Source organism: Vibrio halioticoli NBRC 102217, assembly GCF_000496695.1.
In the GTDB taxonomy this organism is placed as follows: Bacteria; Pseudomonadota; Gammaproteobacteria; order Enterobacterales; family Vibrionaceae; genus Vibrio; species Vibrio halioticoli.
Map to the genome: position 1 here is coordinate 13,052 of NZ_BAUJ01000008.1, position 15,398 is coordinate 28,449.

Annotated in this window: 15 protein-coding genes; 5 read left to right on the forward strand and 10 right to left on the reverse strand. The window is 42.8% G+C overall.

Annotated features, from left to right (window positions below; translation table 11 throughout):
- Nucleotides 1-40: 40 nt before the first annotated feature.
- Both moeB and moeA read right to left on the reverse strand, forming a co-directional pair.
- Nucleotides 41-796 (reverse strand): molybdopterin-synthase adenylyltransferase MoeB, encoded by a 756-nt coding sequence (moeB, locus tag VHA01S_RS03665; RefSeq protein ID WP_023403000.1) that lies wholly within the window; start codon nt 794-796, stop codon nt 41-43.
- A gap of 10 nt (nt 797-806) precedes the next feature.
- Entirely contained in the window at nt 807-2,045 is a 1,239-nt protein-coding gene (gene moeA / locus VHA01S_RS03670) for a molybdopterin molybdotransferase MoeA (protein ID WP_023403001.1), read from the reverse strand.
- Between the two features lie 168 nt (nt 2,046-2,213).
- On the opposite strand from moeA, the gene folE reads away from it, so the two are divergent.
- On the forward strand, nt 2,214-2,867 hold the full coding sequence (gene folE, locus VHA01S_RS03675; protein ID WP_023403002.1) for a GTP cyclohydrolase I FolE: 654 nt from the start codon (nt 2,214-2,216) through the stop codon (nt 2,865-2,867).
- Between the two features lie 13 nt (nt 2,868-2,880).
- Here folE and VHA01S_RS03680 read toward each other — a convergent pair whose 3' ends face one another.
- On the reverse strand, nt 2,881-3,855 hold the full coding sequence (locus tag VHA01S_RS03680; protein ID WP_023403003.1) for a TDT family transporter: 975 nt from the start codon (nt 3,853-3,855) through the stop codon (nt 2,881-2,883).
- Between the two features lie 111 nt (nt 3,856-3,966).
- Nucleotides 3,967-5,358 (reverse strand): H(+)/Cl(-) exchange transporter ClcA, encoded by a 1,392-nt coding sequence (gene clcA / locus VHA01S_RS03685; RefSeq protein WP_023403004.1) that lies wholly within the window; start codon nt 5,356-5,358, stop codon nt 3,967-3,969.
- Nucleotides 5,359-5,971: 613 nt separating this feature from the next.
- Here clcA and VHA01S_RS18600 point away from each other — a divergent pair.
- The gene (locus tag VHA01S_RS18600; RefSeq protein ID WP_255209301.1) at nt 5,972-6,094 is read left to right on the forward strand and encodes a hypothetical protein; all 123 of its coding nucleotides are present in this window, start codon (nt 5,972-5,974) and stop codon (nt 6,092-6,094) included.
- Between the two features lie 183 nt (nt 6,095-6,277).
- Nucleotides 6,278-7,270, forward strand: a complete 993-nt coding sequence (locus VHA01S_RS03690) for a CobW family GTP-binding protein (protein ID WP_023403005.1) — start codon at nt 6,278-6,280, stop codon at nt 7,268-7,270.
- On the opposite strand, the gene VHA01S_RS18305 is transcribed toward VHA01S_RS03690, so the two are convergent.
- The 3 genes from VHA01S_RS18305 to VHA01S_RS17770 all read right to left on the reverse strand — a co-directional run bounded on the left by VHA01S_RS18305 (nt 7,267) and on the right by VHA01S_RS17770 (nt 9,441).
- Nucleotides 7,267-7,428 (reverse strand): hypothetical protein, encoded by a 162-nt coding sequence (locus VHA01S_RS18305; RefSeq protein WP_023403006.1) that lies wholly within the window; start codon nt 7,426-7,428, stop codon nt 7,267-7,269. The genes VHA01S_RS03690 and VHA01S_RS18305 overlap by 4 nt on opposite strands.
- A 112-nt stretch (nt 7,429-7,540) precedes the next feature.
- Entirely contained in the window at nt 7,541-8,485 is a 945-nt protein-coding gene (ylqF, locus tag VHA01S_RS03695; RefSeq protein ID WP_023403007.1) for a ribosome biogenesis GTPase YlqF, read from the reverse strand.
- 335 nt (nt 8,486-8,820) lie between these two features.
- Complete coding sequence (locus VHA01S_RS17770; RefSeq protein WP_023403008.1) at nt 8,821-9,441, reverse strand: hypothetical protein; 621 nt, start codon at nt 9,439-9,441, stop codon at nt 8,821-8,823.
- 561 nt (nt 9,442-10,002) lie between these two features.
- Between VHA01S_RS17770 and VHA01S_RS03710 the strand changes: the two genes are divergently transcribed.
- Both VHA01S_RS03710 and VHA01S_RS03715 read left to right on the forward strand, forming a co-directional pair.
- Entirely contained in the window at nt 10,003-10,782 is a 780-nt protein-coding gene (locus tag VHA01S_RS03710; protein ID WP_023403009.1) for a glutathione S-transferase family protein, read from the forward strand.
- 198 nt (nt 10,783-10,980) lie between these two features.
- The gene (locus VHA01S_RS03715) at nt 10,981-12,177 is read left to right on the forward strand and encodes a DEAD/DEAH box helicase (RefSeq protein WP_023403010.1); all 1,197 of its coding nucleotides are present in this window, start codon (nt 10,981-10,983) and stop codon (nt 12,175-12,177) included.
- 151 nt (nt 12,178-12,328) lie between these two features.
- On the opposite strand, the gene VHA01S_RS03720 is transcribed toward VHA01S_RS03715, so the two are convergent.
- The 3 genes from VHA01S_RS03720 to VHA01S_RS03730 form a co-directional block, all read right to left on the reverse strand.
- Entirely contained in the window at nt 12,329-12,937 is a 609-nt protein-coding gene (locus VHA01S_RS03720) for an acetate uptake transporter (RefSeq protein WP_023403011.1), read from the reverse strand.
- Between the two features lie 214 nt (nt 12,938-13,151).
- A complete protein-coding gene (locus tag VHA01S_RS03725; RefSeq protein WP_023403012.1) occupies nt 13,152-14,513 on the reverse strand; it encodes an APC family permease in 1,362 nt (453 codons plus the stop codon).
- Nucleotides 14,514-14,721: 208 nt separating this feature from the next.
- A complete protein-coding gene (locus VHA01S_RS03730) occupies nt 14,722-15,357 on the reverse strand; it encodes a TPR domain-containing protein (protein ID WP_023403013.1) in 636 nt (211 codons plus the stop codon).
- Between the last annotated feature and the right edge of the window lie 41 nt (nt 15,358-15,398).

The following is a 15,398-nucleotide window of genomic DNA, read 5'->3' on the forward strand; positions in this document are numbered from 1 at the left end:
GAGTAAGGTGGTGCTAAACATTAGGCACCACCAAAGTAGACTACTTATTATCTCCACAAACCATACACTGCGCCTGCTTAGGCAAAGTAAACTCTTGCCATTTCATGCTTAGCGCATCAAACATCATTAACTTACCTAGTTTATGCTCACCTAAATTCGACAATAAGCGCACGGCTTCTAACGCCTGCATACTGCCGATCACGCCGACCACAGGTGCTAGTATTCCAGCTTCAACGCAGCTTAGCTCATTAGCACCAAACAAGGTGCTTAGGCACTGGTAGCATGGCTCATCATCTTGGTAGGTAAAGCTGATGACTTGCCCCTCAAGGCGGATTGCGGCGCCTGAGACGAGTGGGGTTTTATATTGATGACAAAGGCGGTTGAGCTGATTGCGGGTGGTGAGGTTGTCGCTGGCATCAATGACTAATGAGTGGGTGCGTATTGCCTCAGTAAGCTCTTGCTCGTCCAAACGACGAGCAATGGAGGTGAGCTGACAATGGGAGTTTAACTGAGCCAAACTTGCTTTTGCTGAGTCCACCTTAAAAGCGTTTATGTCGGATTCCGTGTGTAAAATCTGACGCTGCAAATTTGACAGTTCCACCACATCATCATCAACAATAGTCAGTGCGCCAACGCCCGCTGACACCAAATACGGCGTTGCCGCGCAGCCTAGACCACCTGCGCCAATCACCAGTATTGAGGCTTGTTTTAGCGCCTCTTGGCCTTCAAAATCGAACGAACGTAGGATGATCTGTCGATTGTAGCGAAGCATCTCTTGGTCACTCAAAATCTCCATCACACAACCTCTAGTACAATGTTGAATTAAACAATTGGATATTGACCGTTTCACCCACTTCAACGCGGCCACGCTCTCGCTCTAGAATCACAAAGCAGTTGGCAAGGCTCATTGAACGAAATGCTCCCGAGCTTTGGTTGCCAGTGCTTTGCACTTCAAATTGGCCTTGTTCATTGATGGTGTAGATGCCACGCTGATAATCGGCACGTCCGGGTGTTTTCTTAAAAGCAGAATGAGTGGTTGCAGGCAGTGTCGGTGGACACTTCCATTCACTTTCACCGCTAAGTTTTGCCAGCAGAGGCTGAACCAATATATAAGTGGTCATAAAGGCAGATACTGGGTTACCCGGCAGACCACAGAACAGTGCATCCCCTATGTTGCCAAAAGCAAAAGGTTTACCCGGTTTGATGGCCAGTTTCCAAAATCCGATTTGTCCTTTTTGCTCTAAGATGTCTTTGGTGTAATCGGCTTCACCAACACTTACGCCGCCGGAGGTGACAACAACATCGGCTTGCTGTTTTGCTTCATCAAAGGCTTTGGCGAGCAATTCAACGTCGTCAGGGATCACGCCAAGGTCGATAACCTCACAACCAAATTTTTTAAACAGAGGAATGGTGCCATAGCGGTTACTGTCATAAATTTCGCCTTCACCTAAGGCCGCGCCAACTGGTTTTAGCTCGTCACCAGTCGAGAAGGTGGCAACAATCGGTTTGCGATATACAGAGACTTGCGCCACCCCAAGTGAAGCCAACATAGGGAGATCGCGCGCCGTCAGTCGCTTGCCTTTGCTGAGCACCAGTTGCCCAACTTGAATGTCGTCGCCAACAGGGCGAATGTTTTGATTGTGCTTAGGTGTTGCGCTATCAAATTTAATTCCAGCATCAGTCACCGTAGCCACTTCTTGCATGATCACAGCATCACAACCGGTTGGGATTTTGGCGCCCGTCATAATGCGGATACAAGTGAGCGGTGGCCATTCATCTTGCAGTGGTGCGCCGGCAAAAGATTGCCCTGCTAATGGCAGCGTAGATTGCTGCTCAAAATCGGCAATACGCACGGCATATCCGTCCATTGCCGAATTGTCAAAAGGCGGCACATGAATAGGGGAGGTGATATCACTACAAAGAACACGACCAATGGCTTTATCTAAAGGTAAAGTTTCAGTTTCGTTGACTGTGAATGTACTTTCGAGAATTTTGGCCATTGCTTGTTCGATTGGCATTAGACCTGGGGCGTCGCAACAATCCATCGTAGTTCCTTGTTTGTGCACTGAAAAAAGCACTGTAACACGATGCCTGCATAGAGACACTTAAGTGATTAAATTAGATAGTGTAATTTTGACCAAATCCAAGTATTCTCTTTCGCCATCGCATAAATTTTGATCGTGCGATGAGAAGATGTAGAAATGGAGAGACATATGTCAGCATTAAGCGAATCAGCACTGCTAGTCAAACAAGCACTTGCCGATAGAGGTTTAGAAACCCCTATGGTGGCAAACGAGCTTACCGCAGAAGATAAAAAGCGCAAGATTGAACATCATATGCGTGAAGTGTTGGAAATATTGCAGTTGGATTTAACCGATGATTCTTTGCAAGATACCCCTAAGCGTATTGCCAAGATGTATGTTGATGAAGTGTTCTCTGGTCTAGATTACGCTCGCTTTCCAAAGATTACGGTCATTGAGAACAAAATGGACGTCAGTGAAATGGTGCGCGTTAAAGACATTACTTTGACCAGCACTTGTGAGCATCATCTAGTGACAATCGATGGTCGAGTAGCAGTGGCGTACATTCCACGTACTAAAATCATTGGTTTATCGAAAATAAACCGCATTGTACGCTTCTTTGCCCAGCGTCCGCAGGTGCAAGAGCGCATGACTCAGCAAATTTTAGTCGCGCTACAAACGCTACTAGAAAGTGACGACGTAGCGGTAAAAATTGATGCGACTCATTACTGCGTTAAATCTCGCGGTGTTATGGATGCGACCAGTGAAACCACTACTACAGCATTGGGTGGCATTTTCAAATCAAACCCAGCCACACGCCACGAATTTCTGCACGGCCTAAGCTAATCGCAACAATGGCTTATTGCGGTTTAATCTTCTTATTTTGAGGCTTAAACCGCTCTGGCCAATACATTACTACATATCCTGCCGATACCCACACCACCAATAGCGTCGCAATCGTTAGCTCAAAGAACCCAAACGTATGCAGCCAATACCAGTTGTCATGATGATATTCAAACCATGTAGTGAGCTTTGACATGGCAATCGCACTGATCACCGATGGAAAAGTCACCGCTGCAATTGAGGGCTGAAATTTAAGCCTGAGCAAATTAATGTAGCAAAGATAGATGAGCAAGGTCATGGTGATGGCAATGCCAGCCAGTGCGCCTGTTAAGATAGGATCTGGGTCTGGAAAGTTCACCAAATAAGCCGCCAGCGTTAAGTTGATGGGGGCGGCCATAATTGCCAGTGTCGGACGAGCATTTCGCGGTAATTTACCAAAGAATACCAAGCGATACAGCACCAGTGGCAACATAAAGAAGTAAATCCCCACACAGGTCATCACTATTGTTTCTGAAAAAACCGTGTGCCCAAACTGAGTCGCGGCGAGCGAGCTACTGATCACTCCCACTGGGTATAAAAACCAACTGGGCACTATATTAGACATCTTGAAATTGGCAATTTGATAGCCAAAAAATAAAACCATCATAGTGACATGCAGTAGTACTGACATGACCCACAAAGGGTAGGCAATATAGGGTGATATTACTGCAAGATAGTCACAGAGGATCAACAGCGCCATGCTCATAGGTGCCATTAGGCTACCTCTAAGCGGGTGTTTGATATCAGCTTTGAAGGTTGAAATACTGGTCAAGTATTTCATTAATACGGGAGTTAATAGTAGGGCGCCAAAGCATGCAAGAAAAGGTCGAATAGCTTCGCCAATTGATGGGATATATAAAGCCCATGCTTGTCCTAAGCCAATAACGCCCAGTGCCAGAGCGGCCTGAGAAGGTGGTACATTTTGATATTGTGTAAAACGTTTCCAGTCCAACAAGCTTTCCTATTTAAAGATGATACTTCGCTACTTCACTTTTTCCTGCATTTATACAGGAAAAAGTGAAAGATCATAGCAAGATCACAGCTTGTATTGCAAATATGTTTGCTATTCGGTCGGAAGATCGTCTTGGCGCAACTTGGTTTTCTTTAGAGTTCTGTTGAGCAGTTGGCTATAGATAGGTTGACCACCGAGTAACTGAGCAAAAATAACCGCACCTAAGCTGGTGATGATTAACGGAAGAATCAAGTAATAGTTATTGGTCATTTCGATAACCAATAAGATACCGGTGATCGGGGCACGAACGGTTGCGGCAAAAAGTGCACCCATTCCGGCAATAGCAAACATGCCTGGAGTAATAGGTAAGTCTGGGAATGCCGCTTGTGCAATAAGACCAAAAGCGTAACCAAATAGAGTACCTAGCGCGAGCATTGGCGCAAAAATACCCCCTGGCGCACCAGAACCAAAACAAAGCATGGTGGTGATAATTCTTGCTGCAAATAAAAACAGCAGTAGATTCACACTAAAACCACCGGTAGTGATTGTTGGTATTAATTCAATACCGCCGCCAGTGACTTCAGGAAGATATAAAAGTATTAATCCGAAGGTACCGCCAATTAAACTACCGGTTAACAGGTAACGGCCACGTTTATTTTGGTGAAGCTTAACAAATGAGTCTTGAGAAAATGTCACTAGACGGTTGAATACGACGCCGAATATACCAAACATGACCCCAAGTAATAAAAATAGCCATAATGTTGATAGCTCTGGAGAAGCGTATTGTGGCGTTTGAATAACGGCATATTGTCCATTCAGAGCGCGGAAAACGATCGTGGCTGAAATAGACGCAATAATAACGGCTCTAATAGAAATTAGGGAGTAACGAAATTGAGGGCGCATCTCCTCAACAACAAACATAATAGCAGCTAGCGGAGCGTTAAATGCGGCGGCTAAACCTGCCGCTGAACCTGATGCCAGTAAAGAGTGACGAGTATCATCATCTTTAACACGGAAGATATCGCTGATCATGCGGCCAATTGCACCACCCATTTGCACGGTTGGCCCTTCTTGACCAAGTACCATACCTGAACCAAGCGTACCTGTACCGCCGAAGAATTTAACCGGTAATACGCGCCACCAGCGAACAGGTCGCACTCCGTCCATTGCCCCTTCGATTTCAGGAATACCAGAGCCGGACGCTTCTGGAGCAAATCTATGCACTAGGTAATAACCGACAAAGGCTAACGCCGCACTGATAAGAAACGCAGCTAACCATAGCGGTAATCCGCCGATAGAATCTTTGAGCCACTCGGTACGGGTATCCGACACAAAATGGACTGCGAATTCAAATGAGGTCGAAACTAAGCCTGCGAGAACGCCAACGATAACAGACATAAATAGTATCGAGATGGAAGTATTGTCGCGAGAGAGAAATTGACTAATGGTATCCTTTGGCACTTTAGCTAATAGGGACCGTGTAATTTTTTCTCTTTTTGTCATTGTTGTGAGCCTTTCGCGCCAATTGTTAAGTGAAATATCTAGTAAAATAGTACGTCTATAAATGAATAACGTTTGAAGAATAGAGCGTATATTTTCATTTAGTGTACATGGTTTATATGACAAAAAATCTATCTATTTTGTCATTGTAAACTTGCAGTTTTTATAAACTTAGCCATAGTTAAAGGGTGAGGTAAGGATTAAATCTTACAGGGAGAACAGGATTGCCTCACTTTGATTAACACATTAGTAATAACGTATAGATAATACATAGTGTAATCGCAACAAAGCTGAAGAGCTTAAAATACTTTAAAGCTCGTTAAATGTTCTCCGGTTTATTATCCGCGAGATTCGCGAACTCACGATTGAGTAACGAGACCATAAGGCGCATGCAAAGTGCGCCTTTGTGTTATTTAGTGTAGTCATAATATCACCGTCTGCCTCATTAATTTTCCGATTATTTATTCCAAAAACGTAAACTTGCTTTTCGATAAATCACATCTGTAAATCGTTTGTTTTTCATGCGATAAATGTATAATTCTCAGTCAAATTAAGGCGTTCTGTTGAGTAATTTGATCGCCTTTTTAGTGGTATGTTTTGGTTGTGGGTGAGGTTTGTGATGAAAGTAGTCGAGTATGTTTTGATGTCGGGCTTGTTAATTGGCATTTTATGCGCTTTGTTTGGTACTTTTACCGCTCATGCAGGTGACATTTGGGGAACAGTGCTAGCGATAAAATAGAGGTCTTCAATGTATCACTTAGCAAATGTATCACTTCACAAATGAGCGACTCAATTAGGTTAAGGACAACCTTTGTTGCGTTGATTGTTCTCACCTCTATGTTCTGCGCCTCTATTTTACCTTTCTAGGTGTAAATGAATCTTGTAAACTTCCTGTACTATTCGTTCGTTCAGGCTTTGCATTATGTCGATTAAAACTCCCACTAATATTATCACTGGCTTCTTAGGCACCGGAAAAACCACTGCGATTTTAAATTTATTAAAGAACAAACCAGAAAATGAAAACTGGGCTGTGCTTGTTAATGAGTTTGGGGAGATTGGTATTGATGGCGCATTAATGTCTGAACAAGGTGCTTTGATCAAAGAAGTTCCGGGCGGATGCATGTGCTGTGCGGCTGGCGTACCTATGAGTGTTGGGATCAATTTATTACTTCGTCAAAAACCGGATCGACTACTCATTGAACCTACAGGTTTAGGCCACCCTAAACAGGTAATGGCGACGTTAACCTCTGAACAATATCAACCTTATATCGCGCTACATACCACTATCACAATGACAGATGCGCGTTATTTTGAAGACGAGAAGTACACTTCAAACGAAAACTTTAAACAGCAACTTGCTGTGGCCGATGTGATCGTGGCAAATAAGACTGAGCTAGCCAATAAAGTTCAAAATGAAACGATGCAAGTCTGGCTGGCAGAACAAGGGTTCACCTATCGTGTCGAAGCCACTTCAAATGGTGAGTTTGATATTGCGTTGCTAGATGAAGTGCTTAAGCCAAGTGTTGCGGTAGATATTGAACAACATCACCATCATCATGCGGCTATGGAGCCACAGTTTGCTATTCCGCCCAATAAAGCTTTTGTAAGAAAAGAGAACAAAGGGCAGGGTTATTTCAGCTGTGGTTGGCTATTTGGCCCAGAAGTTGAGTTTCCTTTTGATGATGTATTCTCGCTATTTTCAGATATCACTGCCGAGCGTGTGAAAGCGGTGATCAATACTGATAAGGGCTGCTTTGCATTTAATGTGGCCAATGGCGTTGTGTCGGTGAATGAAATGTCTTTAGATGGTTTTGAATCACGTCTTGAAGTGATCGACAGTCAGCTTATTCCATGGGATCAGTTGGAAGGTATTCTACTCTCTATCGCGGGCTTACCTGCGGACGTGTGCGATTAACCTGATATAAAGTCGTTAAATGCTTTAATGATGTCTTGCGCCCCATCTTGTAAACTGCCGATGGGGTCAACACTGATAAATTGCCAGACTTCTTCGCCAAATACGGCAGCAATTAACAAAGCAAGTACTAAAACAGGGGCTAAATAGCGTCTAATCATGTTCCTTCCTCCGTTGAAGAAACTACTCCATTATTGTATGAAATATAGTCGAATAGACGCGATTTACCTATTTTTGGTTCAGTTATGTTTTGACGGAAGTGATGTTTGTTGATTAACGCTTATTACGTAAGTAACGTTTACGTCGCTCTAGCTTCTTCTTCGCTTTGGCTTCTTCTTTGCGAGCGGTTTCGATTTCTACTTCGACTAACTCTTCACTGATCATTTCTGGCAACTCTAGAGTCACTTGACCCAAAATACCTTGGCGCAGTTCGTGCAGCAGTATTTCTGATGCTTTATGCAGATCCACTCGGCCACCAGAGCGCAATGCGCCTCGTTTGCGACCAATCGCTTCCATAAGCTCGATTTCTGTTTCTGGCAACTCTTCAAGTTGGTAACGTTCTTTAAGACGTTCAGGATATTGCTGTGCTAAATACTCAACCGTATAAAAAGCCACTTCGTCATATTCCATCGCCGTATCTTTAATCGCACCGGTTGCTGCTAAACGGAAACCGCTATGCGGGTTTTCTACTTTTGGCCATAAAATTCCAGGAGTATCAGAAAGAATGACACCGTTTTGCAAGTTAATGCGTTGCTGACGACGAGTGACCGCAGGTTGGTTACCCGTTTGAGCAATGGTACGGCCTGCTAAGGTATTGATTATTGTAGATTTACCTACGTTAGGGATCCCCATAATCATAGTGCGAATATTTTTACCCATAGCTTCACGGTGCGGTGCAAGCTTGCGACACATTTCCATGATCTTATGGATTTCTTGCGGGTTTTCAGTGGTAACCGCCATCGCTTTTACACCATCTTGCAGTTCAAAATGGTCAATCCAACGCTGAGTTAACTCGGGATCGGATAAATCTCGTTTGTTTAGTACTTTCACACATGGTTTGTCACCTCGTAATTTAGAGATAACAGGGTTCTCTGAAGAATAAGGTATACGTGCATCTAAGACTTCAATAATGACATCGATTTGAGGAATTACTTCTTCAATTTCTTTGCTCGCCTTATGCATGTGCCCAGGGAACCACTGAATAGTGTTATTAACCATTTGAAAAATATACCTTTTGATTTGATGCTTGGCAGGAGGGTTGTGGGTGAGGTACTGATGCGTACAGAACACAATAGCCCTAGCCGTGGTCACTTTAATGGCATGATCATAGCATTTATGCCGGTTTAGCGGAAATAATACCAATGACTTAATTATGCAAGTCGGTATTTTGTTTGCCAAAAGTGTAAAAAGGGAAATTGTGGTTTCTAGTACTATTTATAAACACAAAGGCAGTGACTAAATCATCACTGCCTTTATAGATAGGTTTAATCTTAATTATCAATCTCGTTTTGGAGTTTAAACTAGGTTCAGTTCAACACTCGAGATTGAATCAATTAGAATGCGTAACGTACACCCAGCGCCGCATCCACACCAAAGTGGAAGCTATCAGGGATGTTTACACGCGGTGCCAATGACGCAAAGCCATCCCACTGCGGAGCAAACTGCCAATCAAGACCTAGAGGTACACGGATACCGTAATCGTTAAAGTGGTTGCTTTCATTTTCTTCCCAGTAACCGTAGTAGCCGTTACCTTCATCACGGTAACCATTGTGCCAATGGTGACAATTACCATTGTTATCAAAGCTATCACAGTAGTTATGCGCTGAAGCATATGGATGAGAAACCCAGTGACCATGGTCGCCATGCCATGTTTTATTAAAGTCATAGAAACCGCCTACCGCTACGTAGTAGGTGAAAGGTAAGTTAGGTGCAAAACGCTTGTCTTTTACGACTTGGTAATCAGCAGAAACACCGTCATTACCAATGAACGCATCGATAGTATCGTATAGCTCAGCGTTGATACCAAAGCCTTGGTCAAAACCCACACCAAGTTTGAAGTCTGAGTGATTCTCATAGCTACGTGGTTTTGTGTTTACAGGCGTACCTGGGTTCGCATAAGCAGTAACCGACGTCAACAGCACACCCGCTGCAACCAAAGCTTTAACTTTATTCATGTCATTCCTAGATTTATTGTAATTACATTACGTTGGTTTTCATAACCTTGTGACCATTATCACAATAAAATTTTAAAAAGTTCAATTTAGACAGCGGTATTGGATTGCAAAAATAATTTCCATAATTGTTGTATGGTTAATAAATACTTTCTTATCAGTAGCTTGCATCTAATGAGCTAATAGAAAATGTCGCGCGAACATTTTAAAAAACCAGCACAAAAAACCACCAAAAAGTATCCGTATAACCACAGAGATTCATATCAAAAGCGGGGTCAGGTCTTGAAATTTGCAGGTGATTCTTTCCAGATTATGTGGAGGGGTCAGGTCTTGAAATTTGCAGATAATTGTTTTCAAACTAGCGCTCTCTAACTAATCAAAATGTTAGCGCAATCGCTCTTCATGTGACGCTTCTCTTACCTTAGAGTTGGGCTTGTCGTCGTTCGTCGTTGTCAAAGGGTGCAAATTTCAAGACCTGACCCCGCACTTGCTCACTTTAAGGTTGACAATAACAACTATGTGGGTATTATAATTGATATTATCAACTTGTATGTAAGGTGCTCTATGCCAATAGTTAAACCAACCAATAAATCAGTAGAAACATTGAAGGGATTACATCTCTATCACACGGGGTTTTCAAACTGTGCGATGCGGGTAAGAATTGCTTTAGAAGAGAAAGGGCTAGAATGGGAAAGTCATGCTCTTGATTTGCAAAAAGGTGAAAACCTAACCGCCGAATATTTTGGTATTAACCCTAATGGTGTGGTACCGACCTTGGTTGATGATGGTGTGGTGATCATCGATTCTGCCGACATTATTGATTACATCGATCAGAAGTTTACGCCAAACTCTTTACGTCCAAGCAATGAGTGTGATTTGCAACAAATGTATGAATGGATGTATTTGGCGCGAGATAATCATCTTTCTATTAAAACCTACATGTACAGCAATGTTAAAAATCCGCAGGGCATGAAGCGTAATGAGCAAGAAATGGCGGATTACCGTGAGAAGCAGACTTTTGACAGCGCTTTGTTGGCTTTTCATGAACGTTTCAATTCACACAACGGATTTTCTGCGGAAGAAAAAGCGCAGGCTACAGCAATTATTGATCAATGTTTTTCCAAAATGGATAAGCGTTTAAGCGATCACCAGTGGCTAGTGGGTGAGAATTTTTCTTTAGCCGATATTACGTGGATACCCCAACTCGTAGTATTAAAAGCCGCTAATTATCCCTTTGAAAACTACCCAAACTTAGAGCAATGGAAAAATGCAATTATCCAACGACCTAGTTTTGAACGTGCAGTGAAGCAATGGTTGGTTTTACCTAGCGGGGTCAGGTCTTGAAATTTGCACGTCTCTAGATCTTGTACTCAATAAACTCTTTTTAGAGAAGATCGCTAAAAGTGTTCTGAATAAGTGATAATTCACTCCATTTTTACGTTAGTTTTGGTTGACTCAAATTGAGTGCAAATTTCAAGACCTGACCCCGCAAGTGGGGTGTGGTAATATCGCTCTCAATTTATTGTTTCTATTAGGTCATCTATGTCATTTTCCAAGCTGGGTTTGAGTGCTCCAATTCTCGATGCGATTAAAAAGGTAGGTTACGATAAACCTACTGATATCCAACAAAAAGCAATTCCAATTGTGTTGGAAGGGAAAAACCTTATTGCGGCGGCTCAAACGGGTACGGGTAAAACAGCCAGTTTTGTGTTGCCTATTTTGGAGATGCTGAGTAAAGGTGAAACGCAACGTAAAAAACGTATTCGTGCGCTTATTGTGGTGCCAACACGTGAACTTGCTATTCAAGTTGATGAAAAAATAAAAGAATACGCTGGTGAAACTAAGCTAACCTCCATGGCGATGTACGGCGGGGTTGATTATCAACCGCAGAAGCAAGGCTTAGTTGATGGTGTGGATGTGTTGGTTTCTACACCGGGGCGTTTGATCGATCTGTATGGTCAAAAAGCGGTGTACTTTGAAGAGGTTGAAGTACTAGTTCTTGATGAAGCCGATCGCATGTTGGATATGGGCTTTATTGAAGATATCAACAAGATCATCGCTCGTTTACCGCAAGACATTCAAAACTTGCTCTTTTCTGCAACATTGTCGAATCCTGTTCGTGACTTAGCAAAAAGTGCCATTGATGGTGCGGTCGAAATTTCTATCGGTAAGCACAGCGCCTCTAAGTCAAACATCGAGCAGTGGCTAGTGACCGTTGATAAAGATAAAAAATCAGCGTTACTTGCCCATATGATCAATGAAAATAAGTGGGAACAAGCACTGATTTTCATTGAAACTAAGCATGGTGCTGCCAAGCTTGCAGCGCAGTTGGAAAAGCGTGGTATTCATGCCGAAGCATTCCATAGTGGACGTAGCCAACATATTCGCGCGCAACTGCTTGAAGACTTTAAAGCCGGTAAAATTCAATACATGATTGCCACCGGTGTGGGTGCTCGCGGTATCGACATTCACGATCTACCAAGAGTTATTAACTACGACTTACCTTTCCCCGCTGATGAGTATGTGCACCGCATAGGTCGTACTGGTCGTGCTGATAAAAATGGTGAAGCTATCTCATTTGTCTCAAAAGATAACTTTAAGAATCTATGCATGATTGAAAGCCGTCTCGGGCATTTAATCGAAAGACGTGAAATTGAAGGATTTGCGCCGCGTAAAGAAGTGCCAATATCCATCCTTAATTACGTGCCAAAACATAAACGTGAGCCAAAGGATCAATAGCAATCGTAGGTTAGATACCCGTTATAATTTTGTTTAGTTAAACCATAATAATGAACATTAAAAAAGCTCTATAAGGGAAACCTTATAGAGCTTTTTATTATCTGATGTATAAAACTCAAATACAGACAACTCGTGCCCGTTGGGTTTTATATTACGCAGCTACTTGTTTAGCAGGCGCTTCAGCAGCAACAGTTGCTGAAAGAGTAGGGCGACCTACAGGCAAGATAACACGGCCGTATTCAGCGTTTAGCAGTTGAGCCATTGCAAAGTAGATTGCTGATGCGCCACAGAAGATGCCTTCAATACCAGCGATAAAGCCAAGAGTGTGGTTGCCTGTCATTTCGTGTGCTGCAAGTAGGAAGAATAGGATCGTTAGAGAACCAAAGATAACTTGCTTAGCAACAGGGTAACGTAGTGAACCAATAAACATGAAGCCAGTAAATACGCCCCAAAGAATTAGGTACCAAGCCATGAAACCCGCAGGGCTTGCCGCTTGACCCATACCCGGCATGACAACAAGGCCTACTAGAGTCAGCCAGAAAAGACCGTACGAAGTGAATGCAGTTGTTCCAAAAGTATCGCCACGTTTAAAGCACATAATGCCAACAATTACTTGGCCTAAGCCACCATAGAAGATACCCATCGCTAGGATCATAGAATCCATAGGAAAGAAACCTGCATTGTGGATATTAAGCAAGACGGTGGTCATCCCGAAGCCCATGAGTCCAAGTGGAGCAGGATTGGCCAATTTGTTTGACATATTATTACCTTATTCAAAATAGTGCGTAAAAATTAGCCGTGAATTTTAAAGTAGTGAATCTAATTCGCAAACACTGTATATGAAAACTAAGTTTGCATATATGGCGAGCTTGAAGGATAAAGAAATAAGGCCGAAAGAGATGAAGAAAAGCACTATAAAAAAAAGGGAACTCGTTATCAACGAATTCCCTTTAAAGTGAAATCTAAATTAAAGATCAGTTATTGCGTGGCGTTGACTTCTCATATAGCACGAAGCCAATACAAGCAATCACACATGACAACAAGAACGACGTTGCATGGCTAGGAATAAAGCCATATAACGCATAACCCGTACCACAAATAGCAAGTATTACAAATAGAGGCAGGGCTGGCACACGAACAAGTCGGTTTGCTTTTGGTTGAGTAAAGCGCAGTCTCCAAACACCAATAAATAGCAATGCGTAGATGATCCACACGATTGCGATTGGCAAGTCACCGTACAAATCAAAAATGTCTTTATTAACTCCAGTGCCAACAAATACAAACCCAACCGTCATATAGATCGCAAGTAGCACAAGCATGGTTACGCCAGAGCGTACAGGTAAGTTGGTTTTTGGCGATACAGAAAGTAAAGCTTGAGAGCCTTTAAAGTTACGACGCATAGCCAAAGAATATGGCATACGCATACCTAACAGCATCAAACCGTTAAAGCCGCCCAATGCAGAAATAACAATGAATAACGATAAAGTTCTACCTAGGCTTTCACCAAACAGTAGATTGGCGACTTGAGACACACCCATTTCACCGTTTACGTACGCAGGGCCTTGAGAAACAGAAAGCAAACCTAAAGTGAAGGTTACATATACAATTCCGATGATGGCTAAGCCACCAACCATGGCAAGCGGTAAGTTACGTTGTGGATTTTTGATTTCATGCGCAATAGTTGTAACGTATATCCAACCATCAAGGGCAAATAAAACCGGAATCAATGCTGCTGCAATAGCCGCGCCAAAACCAACTGTTGTTACAGAGGCAACAGCATCAGCAGACGCAGTCACAACATCACCTTGATAGAACAAACCAAATACTGCGATAGACAGTAGAGGGATCAATTTGATGATGGTTGAAATACGTTGTAGCAAGCCACCTAGCGATTCAGCTAAAAGATTCGCACCGGCAAAGACGACAAAATAAAGTGCCGCTAGACCAGCTAATAGTGGTGTAGTCGGTTCAACTTGCAGGAATGCACAAGTAAAGATTGTTGAGTAGTACAGAATCACTGACAGAATGAGTGGGATATAAAGTACAGTTTGCACCCATCCAACGAAAAAGCCGAAGCGCTCGCCCCATGCCGTTTCACTAAATGACATCAGTCCACCGGTTTTAGAACCCATAGACGCGATTTCTGAGATTACAACAGCCGCTATTGTGGTCAGTAATGCAGCCAGAACCCAAGCGATAACAGCGTAAGTACCGTTGCCACCTGTAGCGCTTAAAACAGGGCCTGTTTTAAAGAAGATGCCAATACCTACCACTATACCGACAACCAGTGACACTGCTGTGCCTAAACCGTATTTAGGCTGTAACTTTTCGTGCACTTTATATTACCTCTATGAAAACCTAGCAAGAAACTCGAACATAATTGGACCGAGACTATAATTAAAACGAAAGGCGTACGATTAAATTATTCAAATAAAAATGCATACCACACTACCTTCGGCGTTAGCATATAGAAGCGAAGGCGTGCTTATATTGTGTTAAATCTTAGATTGCATTTATGGTTTGTGCTGAGTTGTTGTGAATAAATTAACGAATGAAGGATTCAGCTTGTTGGATGTGACGGATTATCTTAGCTCTATCGACGCCTAAATGGTTGGAATCTAAAATCATAGTCCAATGAGTAATTGCTTGTGAGTAACGCGCACTGAGAAAATGATCAGAAGCGATAAGTTGCAGTGCCGTTTCGTTAAAAGGATCTATCTCTAAGGTCATGTCGAGTAGACGTTGTACATTCGGGGTGATGGTTTGAGAGTGCTGGTAATAAAGTGCACTGGCAAGAGCGGCAAATTGTCCAGCATAAGGCGTTTTAGAAAGCCTTATCGCATAGTCAAAACAGGTGCTGGCAGAATCAAACTCGTACTGAAGCATGTACAACTGTCCAAGTTCAAACCAAGCTTGTGGGTCATTGGGAGATGAGGTTAGGTGTTGTTGTGTTTCTTCTAGCAATTCCTCAATGGTCTGTGTCTGTTTGCTCACTGGTACGTTAGGCGCAGGGGTATGCACTATTGCCCACAAGCCGAAACTGATAATAAATAGCATGAGACTGCTAATAGCAGAAAGCTTAAGGCTAGATTTCTGGGGCAACGTTGAACTTAATACAGTGTGAATAATAGCGGTTGCTAGCAATGCCACACCAATGAAAGCCAGATATGTTGTTAGCATTAAATCCCTCGCGTTAAAAAGGCTCCGAGATAACGGAGCCT

What these genes read in the sequence shown, in the direction of transcription:
- VHA01S_RS03715 (WP_023403010.1), top strand. Translation starts at nt 10,981, where the DNA reads ATGTCATTTTCCAAGCTGGGTTTGAGTGCTCCAATTCTCGATGCGATT.
- ylqF (WP_023403007.1), bottom strand. Translation starts at nt 8,485, where the DNA reads ATGGTTAATAACACTATTCAGTGGTTCCCTGGGCACATGCATAAGGCG.
- VHA01S_RS17770 (WP_023403008.1), bottom strand. Translation starts at nt 9,441, where the DNA reads ATGAATAAAGTTAAAGCTTTGGTTGCAGCGGGTGTGCTGTTGACGTCG.
- VHA01S_RS03690 (WP_023403005.1), top strand. Translation starts at nt 6,278, where the DNA reads ATGTCGATTAAAACTCCCACTAATATTATCACTGGCTTCTTAGGCACC.
- VHA01S_RS18305 (WP_023403006.1), bottom strand. Translation starts at nt 7,428, where the DNA reads ATGATTAGACGCTATTTAGCCCCTGTTTTAGTACTTGCTTTGTTAATT.
- VHA01S_RS03730 (WP_023403013.1), bottom strand. Translation starts at nt 15,357, where the DNA reads ATGCTAACAACATATCTGGCTTTCATTGGTGTGGCATTGCTAGCAACC.
- folE (WP_023403002.1), top strand. Translation starts at nt 2,214, where the DNA reads ATGTCAGCATTAAGCGAATCAGCACTGCTAGTCAAACAAGCACTTGCC.
- VHA01S_RS03710 (WP_023403009.1), top strand. Translation starts at nt 10,003, where the DNA reads ATGCCAATAGTTAAACCAACCAATAAATCAGTAGAAACATTGAAGGGA.
- moeA (WP_023403001.1), bottom strand. Translation starts at nt 2,045, where the DNA reads ATGGATTGTTGCGACGCCCCAGGTCTAATGCCAATCGAACAAGCAATG.
- VHA01S_RS03720 (WP_023403011.1), bottom strand. Translation starts at nt 12,937, where the DNA reads ATGTCAAACAAATTGGCCAATCCTGCTCCACTTGGACTCATGGGCTTC.
- moeB (WP_023403000.1), bottom strand. Translation starts at nt 796, where the DNA reads ATGGAGATTTTGAGTGACCAAGAGATGCTTCGCTACAATCGACAGATC.
- clcA (WP_023403004.1), bottom strand. Translation starts at nt 5,358, where the DNA reads ATGACAAAAAGAGAAAAAATTACACGGTCCCTATTAGCTAAAGTGCCA.